The 21,837-nt window shown below is 61.3% G+C and carries 18 protein-coding genes; 3 read left to right on the top strand and 15 right to left on the bottom strand.

Translation table 11 applies throughout. The features are described 5' to 3' along the window. Positions 1-17: 17 nt before the first annotated feature. Positions 18-767: a metallophosphoesterase gene (locus FJW07_RS17380; protein WP_140640592.1), complete on the bottom strand. Its 750-nt coding sequence runs from the start codon at positions 765-767 to the stop codon at positions 18-20. Continuing rightward, positions 760-1,566: a nucleotidyltransferase family protein gene (locus FJW07_RS17385; protein ID WP_140857781.1), complete on the bottom strand. Its 807-nt coding sequence runs from the start codon at positions 1,564-1,566 to the stop codon at positions 760-762. Before FJW07_RS17385 ends, FJW07_RS17380 begins: the two co-directional genes overlap by 8 nt. Positions 1,567-1,726: 160 nt before the next feature. Between FJW07_RS17385 and FJW07_RS17390 the strand changes: the two genes are divergently transcribed. Then, positions 1,727-4,033 carry an FdhF/YdeP family oxidoreductase gene (locus tag FJW07_RS17390; RefSeq protein WP_140857783.1) on the top strand — a complete coding sequence of 769 codons (2,307 nt, stop codon included), beginning with the start codon at positions 1,727-1,729 and terminating at the stop codon, positions 4,031-4,033. Between the two features lie 242 nt (positions 4,034-4,275). Here FJW07_RS17390 and FJW07_RS17395 read toward each other — a convergent pair whose 3' ends face one another. From FJW07_RS17395 to FJW07_RS17440, 9 genes are all read right to left on the bottom strand, one after another. Next, a complete protein-coding gene (locus FJW07_RS17395; RefSeq protein ID WP_140784335.1) occupies positions 4,276-4,935 on the bottom strand; it encodes a DUF6766 family protein in 660 nt (219 codons plus the stop codon). Between the two features lie 194 nt (positions 4,936-5,129). After that, positions 5,130-5,726 (bottom strand): isochorismatase family cysteine hydrolase, encoded by a 597-nt coding sequence (locus FJW07_RS17400; RefSeq protein WP_226892177.1) that lies wholly within the window; start codon positions 5,724-5,726, stop codon positions 5,130-5,132. 10 nt (positions 5,727-5,736) lie between these two features. Then, positions 5,737-5,952, bottom strand: a complete 216-nt coding sequence (locus tag FJW07_RS17405) for a hypothetical protein (RefSeq protein WP_140857785.1) — start codon at positions 5,950-5,952, stop codon at positions 5,737-5,739. 180 nt (positions 5,953-6,132) lie between these two features. After that, positions 6,133-6,699 carry a sigma-70 family RNA polymerase sigma factor gene (locus FJW07_RS17415; protein ID WP_226892236.1) on the bottom strand — a complete coding sequence of 189 codons (567 nt, stop codon included), beginning with the start codon at positions 6,697-6,699 and terminating at the stop codon, positions 6,133-6,135. Positions 6,700-7,066: 367 nt separating this feature from the next. After that, complete coding sequence (locus FJW07_RS17420; RefSeq protein WP_140703686.1) at positions 7,067-7,255, bottom strand: hypothetical protein; 189 nt, start codon at positions 7,253-7,255, stop codon at positions 7,067-7,069. 106 nt (positions 7,256-7,361) lie between these two features. Continuing rightward, positions 7,362-7,868, bottom strand: coding sequence for a ferritin-like domain-containing protein (locus FJW07_RS17425; RefSeq protein WP_140703688.1), 507 nt, complete (start codon positions 7,866-7,868; stop codon positions 7,362-7,364). Between the two features lie 483 nt (positions 7,869-8,351). Continuing rightward, positions 8,352-9,758 (bottom strand): aldehyde dehydrogenase family protein, encoded by a 1,407-nt coding sequence (locus tag FJW07_RS17430; protein WP_140857790.1) that lies wholly within the window; start codon positions 9,756-9,758, stop codon positions 8,352-8,354. 30 nt (positions 9,759-9,788) lie between these two features. After that, positions 9,789-11,285: a nuclear transport factor 2 family protein gene (locus FJW07_RS17435; protein WP_140857792.1), complete on the bottom strand. Its 1,497-nt coding sequence runs from the start codon at positions 11,283-11,285 to the stop codon at positions 9,789-9,791. 47 nt (positions 11,286-11,332) lie between these two features. Further along, complete coding sequence (locus tag FJW07_RS17440) at positions 11,333-11,740, bottom strand: nuclear transport factor 2 family protein (protein ID WP_140640604.1); 408 nt, start codon at positions 11,738-11,740, stop codon at positions 11,333-11,335. Positions 11,741-11,929: 189 nt separating this feature from the next. On the opposite strand from FJW07_RS17440, the gene FJW07_RS17445 reads away from it, so the two are divergent. Further along, positions 11,930-12,775 carry a helix-turn-helix transcriptional regulator gene (locus tag FJW07_RS17445; RefSeq protein ID WP_181181490.1) on the top strand — a complete coding sequence of 282 codons (846 nt, stop codon included), beginning with the start codon at positions 11,930-11,932 and terminating at the stop codon, positions 12,773-12,775. A gap of 58 nt (positions 12,776-12,833) precedes the next feature. On the opposite strand, the gene FJW07_RS17450 is transcribed toward FJW07_RS17445, so the two are convergent. Genes FJW07_RS17450 through FJW07_RS17460 form a run of 3 tightly spaced genes read right to left on the bottom strand, consistent with a single transcriptional unit; the run spans position 12,834 to position 16,482 of the window. After that, positions 12,834-13,853: an ABC transporter permease gene (locus FJW07_RS17450; RefSeq protein WP_140857794.1), complete on the bottom strand. Its 1,020-nt coding sequence runs from the start codon at positions 13,851-13,853 to the stop codon at positions 12,834-12,836. Then, entirely contained in the window at positions 13,850-15,370 is a 1,521-nt protein-coding gene (locus FJW07_RS17455) for a sugar ABC transporter ATP-binding protein (RefSeq protein ID WP_140857796.1), read from the bottom strand. The genes FJW07_RS17450 and FJW07_RS17455 overlap by 4 nt, the downstream gene beginning before the upstream one ends. Further along, positions 15,367-16,482 (bottom strand): substrate-binding domain-containing protein, encoded by a 1,116-nt coding sequence (locus tag FJW07_RS17460; RefSeq protein ID WP_181182663.1) that lies wholly within the window; start codon positions 16,480-16,482, stop codon positions 15,367-15,369. Before FJW07_RS17460 ends, FJW07_RS17455 begins: the two co-directional genes overlap by 4 nt. A gap of 340 nt (positions 16,483-16,822) precedes the next feature. Here FJW07_RS17460 and FJW07_RS17465 point away from each other — a divergent pair, with 340 nt between their 5' ends. Further along, a complete protein-coding gene (locus FJW07_RS17465; RefSeq protein WP_140652615.1) occupies positions 16,823-17,440 on the top strand; it encodes a TetR/AcrR family transcriptional regulator in 618 nt (205 codons plus the stop codon). Positions 17,441-17,822: 382 nt separating this feature from the next. On the opposite strand, the gene FJW07_RS17475 is transcribed toward FJW07_RS17465, so the two are convergent. Further along, the coding region (locus FJW07_RS17475; protein ID WP_140857804.1) for an autotransporter outer membrane beta-barrel domain-containing protein at positions 17,823-21,837 on the bottom strand (4,015 nt) is incomplete at its 5' end.

Consider the following 21,837-nt stretch of genomic DNA (forward strand, 5'->3'; position numbering starts at 1 on the left):
TGCGGTCGCCAGCCAGTTCAGATTTCGAGCAGCGCGTAGGGCCGGCCCGTCGGCTTCGTGATGTGCATGGCGACATTGTAGACCTTGGCACCGCCGGGGGTCTGGCCCTCATAGCTGCCGCGATGCGCATGGCCATGCACAACGGCGCTCACCTTGAACCGGTCGATCGTTTCGGCAAGGCGGGATGATCCGAGGAACGGGAAGATTTCCGGCGGCTCGCCGGCGACCGTCTCCGGGATCGGCGCATAGTGAAGAACCACCAGCGTGCGCTTGGCGCGGACCTGTCGCATGGCGTTCTCCAGCCGCATCGCTTCATTGACGCTCTCGGCCACCATGGCCTTGATTGCCGGCTCGCCGAAAGAGCCGAGCATCCTCGAGCCGAAGCCGCCGACAAAACCCTTGACGCCGACAAAGCCGACATCCATCAGTTCCGTCGCCTGCCCGTCGAGGAGATAGACGCCGGCCTGGCGGAGCGTCGCCGCGATCTGGTCGACACAGCCGGATTCGTAATCGTGGTTGCCGAGTACGGCGACGACGGGGATCGAGCAGGCCCGCAGGTCCTCGGCGAGAAGCTCGGCCTCTTTGGGCTTGCCGAGGTTGGTGAGATCGCCGGTAAGCACGAGAATGTCGGCCTCGCGCGAAACCTCGCCGAACAGATCGCGGTAGGACGTCTGCGCATCTTCCTGGACATGCAGATCGCCCACGGCAGCGACTTTGACTTTGCCGTTGCCGCTCGCTTTGCGATCTGCCTTGCTTCGTTCAGCCATCGCGGAATTCTCCAACGCCGCCGACGCCCGCAAAACCCCATTCCTTGACGTCGATCTCATAGTCGACCTGCGACAGCAGGCGGCCACGGCAGATCTTCATCCTCGGCGGAGGCAATTGCCGCTGCCTGGCGAGCCGCTCGACCAGATTGTCCAGCAGCCAGTCGGGAATGTGGTCGCGTTCACTGGGATAGATCCACCGGAAATTCAGCGCCTGCATCAAGAGCACCTCCCAGTGGGTGTCGAGATAGGACAGCAATCTTTGCCAGTCGATCTGCTCATGCGCCTTGAGGATGGTGTGGGCGATGTCGGCGCCGTCGTGCCGGCCCCTGTCCTGGATGAAGCATTTCGACCAGATGAGCTCGGTCGGCCCGATGATGCGGACCCGGTTGCCCAAGAGTTCGACCTGGCGGGCATTCTCCAGCCACTGGTCCTCGACCTGCATGGTGCCGTTGGCGGAAGCAAAGATCACATCGAAGAAATGCGGGCCTTCGAAGACCTTCCCCAGCCAGCGGTCGTCCTCGATCTCGACCGCGTAGCCGATATCCTTGAAATGGGCGAGGATACGCGGACAATCGCCGGCCTTGCAGAAGATATCGAGGTCCTTGGTCTGGCGCACGACGCCGGTATAGGCGCTGACGGCGTAGGTTCCGGCGACCAGGAAAGGGATGTCGGTGGCAGCAAGTTCGCGGATCGCGTGCGTATAGAAGGCTTCCGCTTCGGCGCTCTTCAGCGTCGGCTCCGCCTTTGCGTCGATCACAGGCAGCGTCGCCAGCACTCCCGGCAACTCGTCATTGGCCATCAACCGTCGCTCCGGCTTTTTATCTTCTTCCACCTGTTTCGGTAAACAGCGGCGATCCGGTGTTGTTCCGCCGTCAGCGGCATCTTCATGGCGGTGGAGGCTGGAACATTGTGAAACCGTGCGGGTTGGAGATCAAAGCAAATACGAGCCGAGCACCACCATGAATCCCTCCACCACCGATCATGTCGAAATCCGCAAGTACAACCATCCGACCGGCGGATGGGGATCCCTCAAATCATTGATCCGCAAGGCACGCGGCGAAGGCTTGCTGATGTCGGGCATCTGGAGCACGCTGCTCAAGCAGAACAAGGCCGACGGCTATATGTGCGTCTCCTGCTCCTGGGCGAAGCCCGCCGAGCCGCGCCCGTTTGAATTCTGCGAGAACGGCGCCAAGGCCACGATCTGGGACCAGACGAAACGGCACTGCGGCCCGGAGTTCTTCGCTGCCCACTCCGTCAACGAGCTGCTCGATTGGCCCGATCACGACCTTGAGAAGCAGGGCCGGCTGCTCGAACCGATGCGCTACAACGAGGTCACCGACAAATATGAGCCGGTCGGGTGGGAGGCCGCGTTCCGCGACATCGGCGAGGAGCTCCGCAAGCTCGATCCGAGATCGGTCGTGTTCTACACCTCGGGCCGCGCCTCGCTCGAGGCGTCGTTCATGTATCAGCTTTTCGCGCGCATCTACGGCTCAGGCAATCTGCCGGACTCCTCCAACATGTGCCACGAGTCGACTTCGGTCGGCCTGCCCGAGTCCATCGGCTCGCCGGTCGGCACCGTGCAATTGGAGGACTTCAGCCATTGCGACCTGATGTTCTTCTTTGGCCACAACACCGGCGTGAGCGCGCCGCGATTGCTTCACCCGATCGAGGAGGCGCGCCAGCGTGGCATACCCGTCATCACCTTCAATCCGCTGCCGGAGCGCGGCCTGAAGCGCTTCAAGAATCCACAGAGCCCGGTTGAAATGCTTTCGCCGGGCGCCGGCACCAGGATGTCGAGCGACTTCTTCCAGATTCGCGGCGGCGGCGACATCGCCGCCATGACGGGCATTGCGAAGGCCGTTTTGGCGCTCGACGACGCGGCAAAGAATGCTGGCGCGCCGCGTGTCCTCGATACGGCTTTCATCGAGGAACATACACACGGCTTCGATGCGTTCGAAGCCTATCTGCGCCGCACATCCTGGGACAGGATCGAAGCGCGTTCGGGCATTGCGCGCGCCGATCTGGAGCATGTGGCTGAGATCTACAGCAAGGCATCGGCGGTCATCGGCAATTACGGCATGGGCCTTACGCAGCACCGGCACGGGACCGAGAACGTCCACATGCTTTGCAATCTGCTGCTGATGCGCGGCAATGTCGGCAAGCCCGGCGCCGGCGTGTCGCCGCTTCGCGGCCACTCCAACGTCCAGGGCCAACGCACCGTCGGCATCTCCGAAAAGCCGGAACTTGTCCCCCTCGACAAGTTCGCCGAATTCTACAATTTCGAGCCGCCGCGCGAGAAAGGGCGCGACACGGTCGAAACATGCGAAGGCGTGATCGACGGCTCGGTGAAGGGGTTCATCGGACTGGGCGGCAACTTCGTGCGGGCCGTTCCGGAAACCGGACTTGTCGAAGACGCCTGGCGGCACCTGAGATTGCATGTCCAGATCGCCACGAAACTGAACCGCAGTCACCTGATACCGGGAGCGGTCACCTATTTGCTGCCCTGTCTCTCACGCATCGAGAAGGATTTGCAGGCTACCGGCGAGCAGCATGTCTCGATGGAGGATTCCACAGCCTGCATCCACGGTTCCTTCGGCTATCGCCCGCCGGCCGGACCCAGTCTGCTCTCCGAGCCAAAGATCGTCGCCGAGCTCGCCAAGGCGACGGTCGCGGGAAGGAGTTCAATTCCCTGGGATGAATGGGTGGCCGACTATTCGCGCGTGCGCGACGAAATCGAACGTTGTTATCCAGACCACTTCAAGGACTTCAACAAACGCTTCCTGGTGCCGGGCGGTTTTCATCGCGACATCAAGGCCTCCAAGCGGGTGTGGCAGACCCCCAACAAGAAAGCGAACTTCAAGCCGCCGACGATGCTCGAAACGGATCCCGACATCGACGTCTCGCGGTCGGATGCGCTGACACTGATCACGGTTCGCTCCAACGACCAGTTCAACACCACCATCTACGGCTACCGGGATCGCCTTCGCGGCATCAGCGGGACGCGGATGGTGCTGCTGATGAACGCGCACGATATCGAACGTCTGGGCCTCCATGACGGCGAGGTGATCGACCTGGAGTCCGCGGCCGATGACGGTGTCGAACGACGGGTGCGCGGTCTTCGCGTTACGCCCTACTCAATTCCGCGCGGCGATTGCGCCGGCTATTATCCCGAGCTCAATCCGCTCATCCCGCTCTGGCATCGGGCCGAAAAGGCGCACGTGCCAGCGGCGAAATCGGTTCCGGTTCGGGTGGTCATACCGGGATGACGCTCGCCCATGAGCCCACGCGGATGAAGCTGGCGCAAAGCCCGGCCTGCGATCTCATTTGTGACACAGGAATGCAGGCCGGGCCTATCCCAAGGGAGGGCACAAAGGCCAGCCTATGTTGCACGGCAATTGAGGCCCTGCCTTGACATAGGTTGTTGAGGCCAGCGGCATGTCCATTCAGTCGATAAGACCGTCGCCAGCTTAGACAGCCAGCCGATCGGGGCGAGTGATGGTCGCTGCTGTCAATGGCCAGTTTTCGCATGCGGCGCGTGCACAGGCTTGCTCTCCGGGGAGCCGCGCTCCCTCAGCCAGATTGCCAGCAGCACCAGGACGCCCGTCGACAGAAACTCGCTCTGCCAGTTCTGAAAGCTTTCGAACCAGAATTGCCCGGAAACGAGATGCGCCAGAATGGTCTCCGCCGGCTGGTGATGCAGCGCGGCTTCTTCTGCCGCGTGGCGCGTGCTTTGCCAAAGATGGAAGACGAAGGTCGCGACGAAGATCAGAAAGAGCGCTGTTCCAAGCGAATGCGAATAGAGCCAGAGAATGATCCCACCGCGCCTTACCGGCCAGGGGGCATCAGGCTCTTCGCGATGTCTGGCGGGATCTTCGTTTTCCGGTGAGTCCGCATCGGGATCCCTGGACTCTGCCGAACCGCGCTGCACCAGATAAGCGGTGAGGAAAACATAGGCCCATTTTTCCAGGAATTCGCTTTCCCAGTTCTCGAAAACGCTTTCCTGAAATTCACCGGATCCGAGAAACGAGGCAAAGGACTGGTTCGCCAAGCCATGCATCGCCCTGTCCTGTTGGCTGGCGAAATAGCCCGAGATTGCCTGGCCGACCAGACATGCAACGAAGATGGCGAAGACGGTGATCAGCAGGCCGTTATTTCGAAAAAAACGCATCATCCATAACTCCTTGATTTCTCGCCGCCTGCTCTCTTCAACTCTCGAGTCCCGTCTCCTTTTCCAACGGTCGAGCTTCACCTTAATCTCTTTCGGGTCGGCATGCTCAAGTCCGACCACTGAGGTCGCCGCGAAATGTTCCCGGGTGGAAATGGAGCTTGCCGTTCAGACGGCGCGGCCTATCAATGGGTCGCCTACTGCCAGCATTCGAGGATGGCTTCCACCGGCGCCACCTCGACATGATGCGAGTAGCGCTTGGTGAAAAGCTTGAGGATGTTCTCATACGCCTCGTCCGACGTGCTGCAGATGGCGTCCTCGGCAAGGATGGTGCGGTAACCCAGATCGATCGAGCCCAGCAGCGTGGCCAGAACGCACATATCGGCCTCGCCACCGCTGACGATGATCTCTTCGACGCCTTCGGACTGGAGCACGCCCGACAGTTCGCCGCTTAGCCATGGCGAATAGATCGGCTTGTCGAACAAGCGCGCCGGCGGCAGATGAACGGCAAGCTCGGGCAACAGTTCGATCATTTCCTTGCCTGCCCTTGCGATCGTCATTTGCGCCCAACGCTCATAATACTGCTTCCACTGGCCGTGGCCGTCGCCGGGATTTCTCGCGGGGATGAACCTGGTGAAGATGGTGGCTTCGGGCCGCTTGCCAACCAGCCTCTGCACCTGCGGCAGGATCGCGGGCAGCCATTCGACCGCCCAAGGACCCGGCGGCGCGAACATCCGCTGCATGTCGACGCAAATGTGTATGGCCTTCGCCGAAATCGGTGCGAGGTCGCTCAAGTCACGGCCATCAAATGGCGGCACGTTCGATGCTGCCGGAAGCAGTTTGCGACTGGAAGCGCATCGGCAAGCCGGACTCCTTGATGCGACGCGCCAAGGCACGCATCGCGCGCGCCACCGGGTACATCTTGATGCGTTCGAATTCCATTGCCTGTGCCTCGGCCATGGCCGCGCACCGTTCCCGTTCGACGATTTCCGGTGAGGGAGTTTCGGCAGCGTATGCCATTGGGGTTTCCAATCGTGTGTCTGCGACTAACTCGATGGAAGGCGGTCTGTTCCACAAAGCGTAATGCATTCTTGCACTTGGAGCAGTTCAGCGTTTGATAGAATCGCCGAACTGCTCCAACTCATTGTTTTTACGCAATTCCGGACAGAAAACCGCTGCGCACTTTTCTTGGAAATTGCTCTAGCGCCGGCTGGAGGACGACCAGGAAGGCACCGCAACATTGGACGAAGTATCCACGGCGGCGGCTGGAGACGTCTCCCCCAGGTCTTCAATCAATGACATGCGTGCTCGGTTCAACCGACTTTTGATCGTGCCGATGGCGCAACCGCAGATGCTCGCTGTTTCCTCATAGCTCACGCCCAGGATGGCGATCAGCACCAGGACCTCGCGCTGCTGGGGCGGCAATTTGCCGATGGCGGCGTGAACCTCCTGGCTGCGGATATGCCATTCCTGGTCGCCATAGCTGATTGAACGGGCCGATGCGCAGTCGGTCGCTCCTGGCGCCTCGCGCATATAGACCTTGTGCTTTGTGTAGAAGGTGTTGCGCATGATCGTGAACAGCCAGGACTTCATTCGCGTGCCGGGTTCGAACTGATCGATATGCGCTATGCCCTTGAGGAGAGTTTCCTGCACGAGATCGTCTGCGTCGGTCTTGTCTCTACAGAAGGTGCGCGCAAAAGCTCTCAAAGCTGGGATCAGATCGAGGATCGTCGCCTCATTTTGGAGGGCTGACGAGCCGGAATTCATCGTCCGCAAAAACGCCTCCTGGAGGATAGCTTGGATTGGATGATCAAGGCTAATGCGCCGCGAACAGGTAGGTTCCTGTTGCGGCCTCAATCGATGTTCAGCCGCTGTAAAAATTTCGAGGGCTGTCTTTACTTGGCGATCGATCTTCGCCCTCGAAGCCAGGATCGCGCTTGACGCCGTGTGCAATCTCTCGCGGCTTGCGCGACATAGCACCAGCCGGCCGCCGCAGTTTGCGCATCCATTTCGGCGTGAGCTCGGCAAGCAGATTTTTAAAGCGGGCATCTATGCTCTCAAGCTTTGACGCCAGAAGCCTCCAACACCGCCAGACGGGATTTAACCCGGCTGGCGGTGCGACCTTGAAGTTTTGTCAGTGCAGCTTGCCGTCGGCTTTCGCCATCCGAGCAGCCGCTTCCAATTCCCGTGCCAACTCAACCAGCCGCTCAGGCGCTGGCTCGTCTGCGACGATCTCAAACGCGGCAAGCAGTTCCCCATCGAGCGTTGAACGCTTTGGAGCCGCGGTTTGGGTTTCTATCGGGATCACGGTGTGTCGACGCACGGGCCTGCTCATAACAAATGTTAACACACCCGGCGTAACCGGCAATCAAAGCAAAGTTCCCTTCCTGCCTTCCTCGGAGAGTTGAGCGGCGGAGCCGCGTGGCCTGTCATTCCGCCGCCATGGCATTGACCTTGCGCTCGGCAATTTCCGACAGCTTGTCGTCAGCCGCTTTCTCTTCCTTGAGGGTCTCGGCCAGGACAGCGGCGCAGTCGTCTCGGCCGAGTTGCTTGGCCCACGCTATCAGCGTTCCATAGCGCGTCATTTCGTAGTGCTCGACGGCTTGAGCCGACGCGATCAAAGCAGCGTCGAGAACCTCCTTGTCGTCGACATCGGCGCTGACATCGTCGGCCTCCTCGAGAATGCCGTCGATCGCAGGGCAATCGACCGCCTTAATCTTCTGGCCGTGCATCTCGAAGACCTCTTCGACCCGCGCGACATGGCCCTCCGTTTCGCGAAGATGCTTCTCGAACCCAGCCTTCAAATTGCCGTCTGAAGCCTTCTCGATCATCTTTGGCAGCGCTTTTAGGATCTGCTGCTCCGCATAGTAGATGTCCTGAAGCGTGTGAACGAACAGGTCGTCCAACGTTTTGATGTCCTTCGAGAAAAAACCCATGATGGCCGCCTTTCGTTTGTGACCGCAATTGCTGGACTTCCAGACCGTGATGGGCCCGGAAGCCGCCTAATCACGAGGTCTGCTGAATGTTCCCCAGGCTCGATTGAGCGACTGGCTCGGCCGTGAGGAGTCACAAGCCGGGTTCGCAGGCGGATGAGATGTCTCGGCGCGGGCCTTGGCCAAGCCCTTCGTAACGATTGATAAAATAACGACAATGGAGCAATTATGGGGAAGGTCGCCGCCGAGCGACGCTCGGCATGATTGATCCGCGGGTGAGTCGTGGGCGTAATGTGAAGGCGCCGCGCCTCCGCCCAGCGAGCGAAACAAGCTCTCAGCCTGACTTTACCCGCTCGACCAGAGGTCTGGAATGCCATAAATCCCAAAAATTCCGCCATTATACTTGGCAATTCGATTACGCTTCAGCTGGTTTGAATTGATAGGGAGATTACTCTTCGTATTTTATTGATTTATCTTTAGCTGCAGTCATGAAAAGATGACTTGGACCGAACTGTTCTCCTCAAGTCCAAGTTGGCCAAATTCGACGCCGATGCCGGAAGATTTGACGCCCCCGAACGGTGCGTTCGGCTGGATGGCGCCGTGCTTGTTGATCCAGACCGAGCCGCATTCGAGGTGCGATGCGATCCGTTTGGCTTCCCTGACATCCCTGGACCATACCGAGCCACCAAGGCCGTTCACACTGTTGTTGGCCTCTCGGATCGCATCGTTGACGTCGGCATAGCGGATGATCGGCAGGACGGGGCCGAACTGCTCCTCATCGACCAATGGATCCCCATTGGCGAGGCCGGAGATAAGGGTGATCGGATAGAAGTGGCCTGGGCCTTCCTTGGCGCTTCCGCCGAGCAGAACTTTCCCGCCACGCGTCTTGGCGTCTTCCACCAGCCGCGTCACCTTGTCGAACTGGGCCCTGTTCTGGATTGGTCCCAGCAAGTTGGCCTCGTCCATGCCGTCGCCCATCGTGACCTTTGCGGCAAAGGAAACCAGGTTCTCGCAGACTGCGTCATGAACGTCGGCGTGCACATAAAGCCGTTTCATGGCAGCGCAGGTCTGTCCGCTGTTGATGAAGGCGCCCCAAAAAAGCCCTTCGGCAATCGCGGCCGGATCGACATCTGGAAGGACGATGCCCGCGTCGTTGCCTCCAAGCTCGAGAGTCAGGCGCTTGAGCGTATCAGAGGCCGACCGCATCACCTTCTTGCCGGTCGATGTCGAGCCCGTGAAGACAAGCTTGCTGATGCCGGCATGTTCGGAGATCAGGTGGCCGACATTGTCCTGGCCGGCGACGACGTTGACCACGCCAGCCGGCAGGCACCCGTTAAGAATTTCGACCATACGGATGGTTGACAGCGGCGTGTAGGGCGACGGCTTGACGACGACGGTATTGCCAGCGCGGATCGCCGGCATGATATGCCAGCAAGCAATCATCAGCGGCCAGTTCCAGGGGGTGATAGAGCCGACCACGCCGAGCGGCTTTCGATGGAGCTCGACGCGGCCTTCATCGTTGTCCTGAAGGATTTGCACCGGAAGTTCGAGGTCCGCGGTGTAACGGGTCCAGGCCATGGCGCCTGCGAGTTCGAAGCGTGAGCCCATCCCGCCAAGCGGCTTACCCTGTTCCAGGGTCAGCAGTGTCGCGAGCTCTTCCAGATGCTTTTCGATGGCATTGGCGGCATCATGAACGGCCTTCTTGCGGACTTCATTCGACGTCCTGCTCCAGCCTTCGAACGCCGCCCGCGCCGCCGAGACTGCGTTGTCGATATCCGTTTTCTCTGCCTCAGGAGCTCTGCCTGCGATCGCCGCCGTCGACGGGTTGTACACGTTGAAATGGTTGCGCGCCGTGACCTGCACGCCGTTTATGATGTGACAGAAATCGTTCATCGCTCTCTCCCGGGTACGATGCCTGTGCGCTCAGGACGATTTGCCAACGAACGGAACCGTGGTGACCTCGGCCTTCACGACGCCGAGCGGGTGGCTGACTTCGATCACATCGCCGACTTCGACCGAGGCATCGACCAGCGCGATACCGAGGCTGCGGTCGAGCGCGAATGAGTGCGCCGCCCATCGCACGACGCCGGGATTGCCTCTCGCGTCCTTGGCATCCCAGAACCACTCCATGCGCGGAACCGGTCCTTCGATGAACAGGCCAACCGACTTGCGCCTGACGCCATCGGCCCTGATCCGTTTCAGCGCATCCTTGCCTATGAAATCGGCCTCGACGTCGAGATGGACGAATTTGTTGCCAAGATCCTCAAGCGCGTTCATGCCCGAATTGGTGTAGTAGCTGATGTCGGTCACGCCCCGCTCGAGCGCGCGGAAGATGTTGGGGCCCATGACCATGATATCGTAAGGCTCGCCCGCTTTCTTGACCGCGTCCCAGATGTCGGTCGCGCCCACGGACGACAGGGGATAGATTTCGAAGCCTTCGCCGCTGCTCCAGCCCGTGCGCGAAACGACCACATCCTTGCCGAGCACCGTTGTCCGCATGCATGTGTAGTTCTTCAACTCCCAGACCGGGTCCGCGCATATCGCCTTCATGACCTCGATGGAGAGCGGGCCCTGAATCTGCATGGGGGCGATGTCCGGTTCGGACACTTCCACCTTCCAGTCCGAGCCCATCACGATGCCGCGCGCCCAAAGCGTGATGTCGGTGTTTCCGTGCGAGATCCAGATCGTGTCTTCCGATGGACGCAGCACGACCGGATCGCACAAGCAGATACCGTTCTCGTCGGTCAGCAATGTGTAACGGCATTGGCCGACCTTCATGGTGGACATGTCCCGGCATGACAGATAGTCCATGAACCGCAGCGCGTCGGGACCCTTGAGCTGGGTCTGCCGCTCAAGGCCGACATCCCACAGCGTAACGCCATTGAGAAGGGTGTCGTATTCCTGGAAGGGCATTCGCCCGTAGATCATCGGGAAATGCATGTTGTTGTAGACCATCCACTCCATGCAGCCCTCTTCCACGGACTTACCGAAATAGGGCGAGAGTCGATTGACGGTGAAGACCCGCTGGCGCTCTTCGGGGAAGATCGGTCGGCGGTCCAGGTACTCCGCAAGCCGCTTGATCTTGCCGTCGACGAGCGTGATCTCGCCGACCATGCGAAAATCGACGCGATGCGGCGTGCCATCAAGCTTGCCGCCGGTCCCGACAACCTCTGCGGAGTAGTTGGCCTCAACAAAACCGGTCGCACCGGCGTCGATCGCCGCAGTGACCTCCACCTGTATGTTCTTTTGGCTGAGGGCCGCCTGCCGCATCTCCTTTTCGATGCTGGCGCGGCCTTTAGCCGGCTTGTCGGCCATGGGTACGATGAACTCCCCATCATCGGTGAACATTGAAGCGATCGCCTCGGCATCGCCGGCGATGAAATGGTCGCAATATCTGCGGAACGCTTGTGTGGGGGTCATGGCTATTGGTGCTTTCGATGCGTTTTCGACGTGAAAAGTGCGGGAGCCTAAAGGATCGCCTTGTCTGACCAGAGGCGCTGATTGCGGCCGTCCATATAGAGACTGAGACGCATCAGGCGCTCCGAATCGACTTCCGCAACAACGGCGACGGGATGCACGTGCTGGACGCCGCCCCGCTCCGTTTTCAGCCTGCCGCTTGCAATGGCAACGATATCGTTGACCGCTGGCTCAGACAGTTCGAAGCGTGACGAAGAGACGGCCTCGAAAATCGCTTCATGACCGCGGCGCAGTTCTGTCTGTCCGAACAGCCGGTTCGGCTTCAGCATGGGAATCTCGACGAGTCCGCCATTGGAAAACAGCTCCATGATCGCGCCAATATCCTTCCGCGCGAAGGCGCGCACGTAGGCTTGCAGCGCGTCTCCGGGGTTGGAAAAAGCTTCTGTCTTCACAGCCATCCAGCGTTCCTCGCTATCTTCTTGCGGCGCGCAATTGCGACGCTCTCGGGTCTTGACTAAGCTATGGAGAAGACAGGCAAAATGCATGATGACCCCAGTACCCATGCGCCGTTTGTCGGAGGAACCACGACCTATGCGGAAGGAGGCTTTTTCAGACGCGGGCGTGTACGCCGATCCAGGCGGGAGCGCTTGGCGAAAGCCAGGGAAATGGTGACGCGATCCTCGGAAGTCACATTGGGACTGTTATCGCGTGCACTCGACCACCGGGGCGAGGCTGACTTCCAGTTCCAACTCCTGGAAGCGTTGAGCTCCCTGCTGCATTGGAACTATCGCTATATTTTCCGCTATGGCCCCAACGAGCCGCCAGTTTGCCTGTTTCGAGAAGGCGGCGATTTTCATTCGTTCGATGTTTACCTGAGCGGTTTCTACCGGTTCGATCCGTTCTACCGGCTGTGCCTGAATGGCCCCCAACTCGGCGTTGAGCTGTTCCGCGACCACACCGTTGCCGAAAGAGGATTTCAGACCTATCACGACCTGCTGACATCGGAAGGCGTGTCCGACGATATCGTCGTCATGCTTCCGGATTCGAATGGCGCTACCCTGGTTCTCTGCTGGGATCGCGCCGAGGGGCAGTTCTCCATGCGGACGGTGCTTTTGCTGCGCACCTATCTGGCGCTGGCAAACTCGATTCATCAGACGCATCTCGGTACGCCCAACGCGAACCCGACGGCTCAAACAGACCAAGTCTCAGACGGCTTGTCCGCCACGCGCGGCGCGCCGCCTTCGCTTCTGTTCGATGTCGCGGTCGAAACCTACAGTCCTGCTAACCTTGCCCCGCGTGAACTCCAGATCGTGCATCTATCCCTTCGAGGCTATCACAATGCCGCCATCGCGAAGGCCATGGGCATCAGCCATCAGGTGGTCAAGAACCGCAAGCGAATGGTCTATGACAAACTGGACATCACCTCCGAGCGCGAACTGTTCCGGCTCTTTCTCGACCACATCATGAGTGACGTTCGGGAGGACGCCGTTTGAGGCAAGTTGAGCCGCGTCGCGCCGCAGACGGCCAAGCTCCCTTGAGGGCGGCGGCACTTCAGGCGCGGTTGCGACCCAGGAACTTGGAAAGACCGACACCGAGGATGAGGGCAAAGCCGTTGACCAGATCGTTGACGTAGACCTCGGCGCCGGCAAGGTTGAGACCGCTGTTGATGGTCGCCAGGAAGAATACGGCGACGATAACTCCGGCGACGTTGTAGGTGCCCGGCAGAATTGCGGAGGCGCTAAGAAACGCCGCCGCGAGGGCCGGCAAGGTGAAGGATTCGCCGACACGCGGGTTTGCGCCGCCCGTCCTGGCGATCTGGATGAAACCGGCGAAGCCCGACAGGGCACCGGATATCACGAAACTGAGGATCACCATGCGGGTCGTATTGATGCCGACGAGTTTGGCTGCCGAGATGTTTGAGCCGATCGCATAGAGATAGCGGCCGAACGGCGTGAAGATGATCACATATCCGAGAAGCAGCGCGACGATGAGAAGAGCGAAGAAGGGCAGCGGAATCCCGAACAGGGTGCCTGATCCGAATTTGGACAGGATCGGCGGAATGTTGCTGACGATGCTGACGCCGCCAGTCTTCCAGGTCACGATTCCATGGATAATGATCGATATGCCGAGTGTCGAAATCAACGAGTTGATTCCGGCGCGTGTGACCAGGACGCCGTTTACGACACCGATGGATGTGCCGATCGCGACCGCAAGCAACAGCGCCAGGAACCAGGGCATGCCTGCCGACATCGCGACCGCTGCAAAAATAGAAGAAAGCCCGAGATTTGCGCCCACGCTGACGTCGAACTCGTTGACGATCAGCGGGACGAAGGCTGCCAGCGCTACGATCGCCAAGACCGCCTGATTGGCGATCACGATGCGCAGATTGGCCGACGTCGGGAAGGTCTCGCGTGTCGCCGGCAAGAGCGTGAAGAAAATCGCGATCAGAGCCAGGAGTGCCACAAGAGCGTAGGCCTCGCCATAAAGGCGGAAGAACCTACGGGCGCCATACTCCCGCGGCGCGGGCTTTGCATTGTTCGTGCCGGTTGCGGCGAGAGCTGGTTCGGTCATGCTGCCACTCGCAGTTGGGTGAGTTCATGGAGGTGTTGTGTCGTGAGTTCGTTTCCGGACACATGGGCGCAGATCCTGCCACCGTTCAGCACCAGGGCGCGATCGCACAGGTCGACAAGTTCAGAAAAATCCGATGAGACGACAATGGCCGCCGCGCCTTCCATCGCGGCGGCGCGGATCAGTCGGTGGATCTCCGCCCTGGCGCCGATGTCGACACCCTGCGTCGGCTCATCGAGAAGCAGCAAGCGGGGTTTGCGCGACAGCCATCGTCCGATCGCTACCTTTTGCTGATTGCCACCGGATAGTTTGTCGACGGCGAGATCGACGCGACGCGGTTTGAGACCGACCAGATCGGCAAGGCGGAGCGCCTCCCGCTTTTCGGCGTCGAAGCGCAGGCGCAATCCCGACCAGTATCGATCAAGACTTGCAACGCTGAAATTGTTCATGACCGACAGGCTGGCAAATATTCCGTCTGCCATCCGGTCCTCGGGAACGAAGGCCATGCCGGCACGCACAGCGGCCCTGGGATCGACCGCGGTATACGGATGTCCGTCGAGCAGTATTGCACCCCCGGTCGGCCTGATTATGCCGAAGAGGGTACGCAGCAGCGCGCTTCGGCCACTGCCCAACAGTCCGGCGATACCGATGATTTCGCCGGCTCGTGCCGACAGGTCGACGCCGCGAAGCGGCCCGCCCTTAAGCCCTCTTGTCTCCAGCAGCATCGCGCCGGGGACCACACCCGCCGGCCTGCTAGCAGCAGTGTGGTTGGGGCCCGCGATGAGCTGGACAAGCATCGCCTTGGTTATTGAATCGCCGGAAAGATTCCCCGCGACCTTTCCATCACGCAGCACCGTGACGTGGTCGGCAAGATCCATGACCTCCTGAAGATGATGGGTGACGATGATGATGGTCTGGCCGGCCGCCGAGAAGCGGCGGAGTGCTGCGGCGAGCCTGTCCGCTTCCGCCGCCGACAGCGCCGAAGTGGGCTCGTCCAGAACCAGCAATCCGCTCGATTCGCCCTCCTGATCCTGCAGGGCTCGGGCGATCGCCACCATCATTTGGGCCGCCGGGCGCAAATTCGAGAGAAGTTGATCCGGATCTGCCTCGATGCCGAAGCGCTCGAGCACCTTGTTGGCCCTCCGCCTGACACTCGACCAGGAAATGCGTCCAAACCCGGCCGTCTCGAAGCCCCTGCCTATTGAAAGATTTTCTGCCACCGACAGATGCGGGAATGTCGAGGAATGTTGGTGCACGACGTGGATCGAGCATTTCTTCGCCGTTGCCGCCGAAAAAGTGGACGCGGCAAACTCGACGCCCCCGAGGTCGATCCGACCTGCGTCGGCTCCGACGACACCGGCCAGGATCTTGATCAGCGTCGATTTGCCCGATCCGTTGCCGCCGAGCAGCGCATGGATGCTTCCCGAGGATACATCGAACGATACATCCTCCAAAGCCCGGGTCGCTCCATAGGCCTTCGAGATTGCGTGCAACCTGACGGCGAATTTAGCCGCATTCATTCCGTGATGCCCCAGGCTTTCTTGTAGGCGGCGACGAAATCCGTCGAAGCATTGAACGCACCGGCGGTGCCAGCGTTGTGATCCTTGTCGAAAACTTGCAGGCCAGCCCCCGAATTGACGGCCGGTTGCCCGTTGAAGACCCTGTTTAACGCGTCAACCGCGGCATAGCCTTCCCAGGCGCTGGGAATTCCGACGCCCGCACTGACCTGCCGGCTGCCCGCCCGCACAAGATTCATCGTTGCCTCCTGGCCCTCCGCGGCCACGACAACCAAATCTCGTCCGGACGCTTCGATCGCCGGTCCGACTCCGCTCAGGATGACGGAATCCGCGGGAACAATGAGGCTGTTCGCATTGGGGAAGCGCAACAATGCCTGTTCAGCAAGCTGTTGCAGTTGCGGGCCTTGGGAACCGTAGCTGAACGACACTTCGTGGACAGTGCAGCCCGGGCAGCGTTTCAACTCTTCGATCGTGGCTTCGCTCGTCAGCTTTGAAACGAGCACCTCGTCGCTGGCCAACACAATGGCCTCAGCCTTGCCCCCGGTCTTGGCGATGACGTAGTCGGCCTGCCAGGCACCATATTTCTTGACCCAGGGAATGAGATCGCCCTCGACATAGGTGACGGCAGCGTCGAACAGGGAAGGCTCGCCCGGATCGCTGACGCTGCAGTCCACCCCCTCGATACTGACGATCTTCAGGCCGGAGTCCCTGGCCTCCGCCAAAGGTCCCTTGACGCCGTTGCAGTCGGCGCCGGCGAGAACAACCGCATCGAACTTGCCGGCGATCGCCTGCCTGATGCCGTTGGCCATGACGGCCGGATCGTATTTTCCATCGAAGATCGTGGTGTCCCATCCCAACAGCCGGCCCGCTTCCTGAGTACCTGCTGCCTCCGCCGCGCAGAGACTGACGTCCTGGCTGCAGGAAACGAACCAGATCTTCTTGCCGGTGACGGGTTTGGGGCTTTCAGACGGCGGCAGCCGATAGCTCCCCGTGTAGAGATCCTGAAGAGATGGGAAATCCGAAGCGCCCGCCTGAGCCGGCATGAGCCAGCCTGAGAAGGCTCCAATCAACGCCGCGCCAAATCCGGATAGCGGTGGCCGTGAACGATGCGACATGTTCTTCCCCTTGGTTGGTTTCGTGAACCGCATGACGGTTGGTAAATGGTTATCTGCCTCGTCTCGCCTCTCCCGGCGAAAGAGCGGCCAACGTCAGGGCGATGAGCGGACGCCCAATCCCGTCTGTGGATTGAATTTGTATCGAGCCTGCCGTCCTCCTCCGACGTGAACCCAAAAATCTCGCCAGCGCTGCGGCCACGCGGTAGTTAATGTGTTAACAAACCCCACTCAATGTGTCAATTGACCTATAAACAATACGCCGAATACCGTCTATACCGTTCTCGTGAACGCGATGACGCAAACGCCTCGAACTGCTAGTCGAGGGAAACGGGAGGGCAAGATGGATCAGCGGGTCAAGGGCAAGAAGAGGATGGCGGCCGGCGAGCGCAGCGCCCAGATCGTAGACGTCGCGCGTGCGATCATGATCGGCGACGGCTATGGCGCCCTCACCCTGCGGGCCGTTGCCTCCGGCTGCGATGTGAGGATCGCCACCGTTCAACATTTCTTCGGCAACAAGGCAAAACTCTTCGAGGCCGTCATCGACTCCATTACGCATGACTACAACGAAGCCTTTGGCCGCCTCGAAAGCGAGACTCTCGGCAATGCAGAGACCAAGCTTCGGCGCATGCTGCATTTCCTCATCGAGGACAACAAGAACGCCCACACCGCCGGGTTCTTCTACGAACTTTGGAACCTGGCGCATCGCGACCCCATCGCCAGCAAAGCGCTGGATCGGCTGTGCGACGAGCAGCTCGTCCGATTCCGCGATCTGATCCTGCGCATAAGACCGGAACTCTCCTTGGACGCCGGGCTGCAACGCGCTGCTGTCATCATGGCCGCTACGGATGGACTGCTGCTGACGGTTGGTTACGGTCGGAGTCCGCCGGAAGCGCTTCGAGGGTCGGGCCAGGATCGTCTGGTGGATATTTTGATGCACGTGGCAACGGCACAGGCCTGAGGACATCTTGCCCGCTACTTGAGGGCCGTTTGTCGTGATCGCGCCTGCATGACGAAGGTGGAGAAGTGGGCCACGTCGGCGTCGCTTGGTTCCTGCCCCGTGAAGCTGCGCAGATAGGCCGCAAGGTAGCCAAGGCGAGTCTCCGCCGGGAGGCGCTTTACACTGGTAGCTGGACCCGTTCCTTGCGCCTCACCTCCTGCTACAAAAACAATGCCTGCGGTACTGCGTACGTTGGTTGCGGGACACGCAAGCACCAATGCCGACATTCGCCGATCGTGCCGTTTGAGAACCGTCTGATCTTTGTTTCCATCTTCAAAGGCCGCTCCGCCGGAATGCGAGCAGCCACGTGCATTCCGATCGGGAGTGAGCAGATGGTCAGCTGCTACCAGCGCACGCTGAAGCCGAGCTTTGCACCGATTGCCCGGCTGTCACCGACGTTTTTCAGGCTCGATTTGGCGAAGGCCTCGCCGTAGACCATGTAGCGGTCGTCGGCCCAGGAGAGCGACCCGCCGACACCCAGCCCGCCCCAGAGCGGCTGGTCGTGCTCGTGCAGCGCCGTGCCCGAGACATCGACGTCATTGCCGTCGAGGAAGTCGTAGTAGAGGTTGGCGATTCCGTAGAGATGCGAGCGGCTGACCTTGCCTTGAGCGCCCGTCCAGGCATCCTCATAATCGAGCGACAGGCCGGCGCGGCCGATCAGGGCATCGCTGCCACCCAGCGACACCGCCGCATCGAACGGATCGGTGAAGCTGCTGAAGCGAACCGAGGAATAGGCGAGCTGAGCCTGCGGCGTCAGCGTCCACTTGCCCTGCAGCGCAAGTTTCTGTCCGGCCTCGATGCTCAGCGCATAGCCAAAGCCGTTGTTGCCCTTGGCAAGCTCGCTGCCCAGCGTGGCGGACCTCAAGTCGCTGTCATACCAGGTCATCTCGCCCTGAGCGTCGGTGTAGAAGCCGTTGTCGCCATAGCAGGTCAAGGTTCCGCCGAAGCCATAGCCGGTGGCCTGGACGGAACCGGCGCCGTAGATCGATGAGATGTCCGACGAAGCCGTTCCGTAGTGGAAGGTGAGGCCGCCCAGAAGAATTCCGGTGGCATCCTCATAAAGCAGCCCGTCGATGCCGGACTGCAGCTTCCAGGTGGTCACGTCATAGTCCGAGACGGTGGTCGCGCTCCCAGGGCTCTGCCTTGTATGCGCCGCCTCGATGCGCGCCCAGATCGCGCTCTGGGTTGGGACGCTGCCGATCTCGTCGGCGCCCTGGCTTGCTCCCGTCCACGAGCGGTTGCCGACGCGCTGCTGCAGGGTGCCGAGTTCGTTGAGACTCTGCAGCACGCCGGGATAGGCCTCGTAGATCGGCACCGCCGGCGAATAGAGCGGATTGTTGATCAGCGCCGAGCGCAGATACCAGTCGCCGTCGGCCGGCGTGCTGACGCCGTTCTGATAGAGCCGATAGGCGTAGGCGCCGCTGACCACGGCCTGGTCGCCCTGGAAGACATAGTCGCCGGCAAGCGTGAAGGTGCCCGCCGAACTTCCATCGACGTCCACGATCTTGATGCCTTCCACTGTCTGGACCCCTGCCCCGCCGACATTGGTGACCGAGAGCACCGAGGTGCCCGAGGTGCTGCCATGCACAACCAGCCTGTCGGTGGTCGAGCCATCGCCATCGAGCGTGGCATTGAGGAAGATGGTTCCGTCGGCGCCGACGTAGTCGCCATTGATGGTCAGCACCGTGCCGGGTGCCGCGGCGCCGAGGCGCACGGAGCCGCCATTGTTGAGCGAGGCGACGGCCTGGTTGAAGCCGCCGAGATCGAGCGTCGCGCCGGAAGCAACGGTGAAGGCAGAGCCGGCGCGCAGCACGTCCGCCGCGCCCGCCTTCAGCGTGCCCTGCTGGACGGAAGTCGGTCCCGAGAACGTCGAGCCTCCCGCCGTCAGAACAAGCGTTCCCTGTCCAGCTTTGTTGAACGCGCCCGACCCGGTCACAGCCCCGTTCAGGGTCAAGGTGGTCCCGGCGTCGGCCGAAATCGTGCCGGAGCTCATCACGTTGACCGCACGCGAGGTGGCGAAGCTGCCGGTCGTGCCGAGCGTGCCGCCGTCGAAGGAGAGCGCTCCGGCGGCATCACCCAGATTGGCGTCCTGCGAGACCCGCAGCGTGCCGCCATTGATTGCCGTGCCACCCGTGTAGCTGTTGATACCTGTCAGGACCAGCGTGCCGCGATCCGACTTCACCAATTGTGCGTCCCCAGAGAGGACGGAGGCGATCGTTGCCGTCATCTCCGCGCCAGCCGCCGTGCCGTCACCGACGACTATGCTGCCGGACGGCCCGACGAGCTCGATCCCGTCGCCCCGGACGATGTAGCCATCGGTCATGAATTGCATGCCCGATGCGGCCACCTGGCCCAGGCTGTCGTCCACGGTTACGGTGCCGGCCTGTCCGGCGAAGATGGCGAAGGAGGCGTCGGCGAAGCCGGCATTGGCCGTACCCGTCTCGTTTGCCCAATTGTCATTGCCGGCGGCCGACTGCCAGACGCCGTCGCCGCCATTGACCGCGCCATTGTTTTTCGGCCCGGTATTGCCGTCCCAGTAGTTGAAGGTCAGGCCTTCGGTGTTGACGAGGTTCACCTGGTGGTCGATCGAGGTCTGGATCGAATAACCCGACGATGGGATCGCCCCGACGACGAGCCCGTTGTTGGTCAGCGTGCCATCATAGCTGAAGACGCGATAGACGCCTGGCCCGAAGGTGCCGCCGGCGCTCACGCCGACGTTGAGCGTGCCGTCGAGCACGAGATTGCCGCCGACCGTGGTCAGATCGTTGAGCGCCCCGCCGGCGACATCGGCCTCACCGAAAGAATAGTTGAGGACCGCGCCGCTGGAGAGATTGAGGTTCCCGGCGATCGCCAGCGTGCCTGGTATCCCGTCGGCAGAGCCGGGCGACAGGGTCGCGCCGTCGGCAACCGTGACATCGCCGCCGATGACACCGTTGCCGCCGAGGGTCGCGCCGCTTCCGACAGAGACCGCACCGGCGACCGCGCTGTTGTCGCCATCGACATAGAGGCCGCCGGCCGTGACCGTGGTTGACCCCGCGTAGCTGTTCGCGCGGGTGAGGGTGAGCGCGCCGGCGCCGGTCTTGTTGAGGCCGCCGGCACCGGTGAGCTGGCCCGACAGGATAAGGTCGGCGTCAGTCTGGAACGTGCCGGTACCCGAGGTCAGGCCAATATCGCGCGACGAGGTGAAGGTCGCGGTGGTCTTGAGCGTCGTACCATCATCCAGGCTCAAGCCGCCGGTCGCGTCGCCAAGATTGGCGTCGGCTGAAACCTGCAGAGTGCCGCCCTTGACGGCGGTGCCGCCGCTGTAGCTGTTGGCGCCGCCGAGCACGAGAGTACCGAGGTCGGTCTTCACCAGCTGGCTGGCGCCGGTGAGGTCTGAATTGACGGTTGCCACATAAGCTGCGCCGACCAGCGTGCCGTCGCCGACCCGGATCGTCGCCCGCGGTCCGTCGAGCGCGATGCCGTCGCCCTCGATCAGGTAGCCGCCGGTCGCAAATTGCATGCCGGTGGAGTGAATGTCTCCCAGGCTGTCGTCGACATCGACCGTACCGGCAGCGCCGGCAAAGATGGCGAAGACGCCATCCTGGTAGGGAGCGTTGAGCGTCCCGTCATTATTGGTCCAGTTGTCGTTGCCGGCGGAGTTCTGCCAGACGCCGTCGCCCCCGTTGATCGTTCCGTCGCCTTTCGGCCCGGCTGCGCCATCCCAGAAGTTGAGCAGCACGCCGGAGGTGTTTACGAGATTGACCTGATGCGCGATCGAGGTCTGCACGCTGTAGTCGCTCGAGGCGGTGTCGAGACCCTGATCGTTGAGCGTCCCGTCATAGCTGATGACGCGATAGATGCCCGGCCCGAAATTGCCGCCGGGCGCCTCCGTCACGTTGATGGTGCCGTCGAGTGCCAGATTGCCGTGGACGACCGTCAGATCATTGTATGCGCCGCCAACCACGCCTGCCTGGCCGAACGAGTAATCAAGATTCGAGCCGTCGGCCAGTTCGAGGTTGCCGTTGATGGTGAGCGCGCCGGGCGCGGAGCCGAGGCCACCGGGGGCCAGCCTGCCGGCCACGTCGACGAAGACATCGCCGCCGATGGTGCCGTTGCCGCCGAGCGTGCCCAAATTGACGTCAGTCAGCCCGGTTGCGGCGCTCTGGTTGCCATTGATGTAGAGCCCGCCGCCGCCGACAATCAGCGTGGTGCCGCCGTAAGTGTTGTCGGCCGTGAGCACGGTGTTGCCGGTTCCATCCTGGCTGACGCCGCCGCTGCCCGAGATCGTGCCGCCGAAACTATAGAGGTTGGAGCGGTTGAAGCTGAGCGTGCCGTTGTCGACCACATCGCCGAGGATTGACCCGGTCGTGCCGCCG

Origin of the sequence: Mesorhizobium sp. B3-1-9, from assembly GCF_006439595.1 — a bacterium.
In the GTDB taxonomy this organism is placed as follows: Bacteria; Pseudomonadota; Alphaproteobacteria; order Rhizobiales; family Rhizobiaceae; genus Mesorhizobium.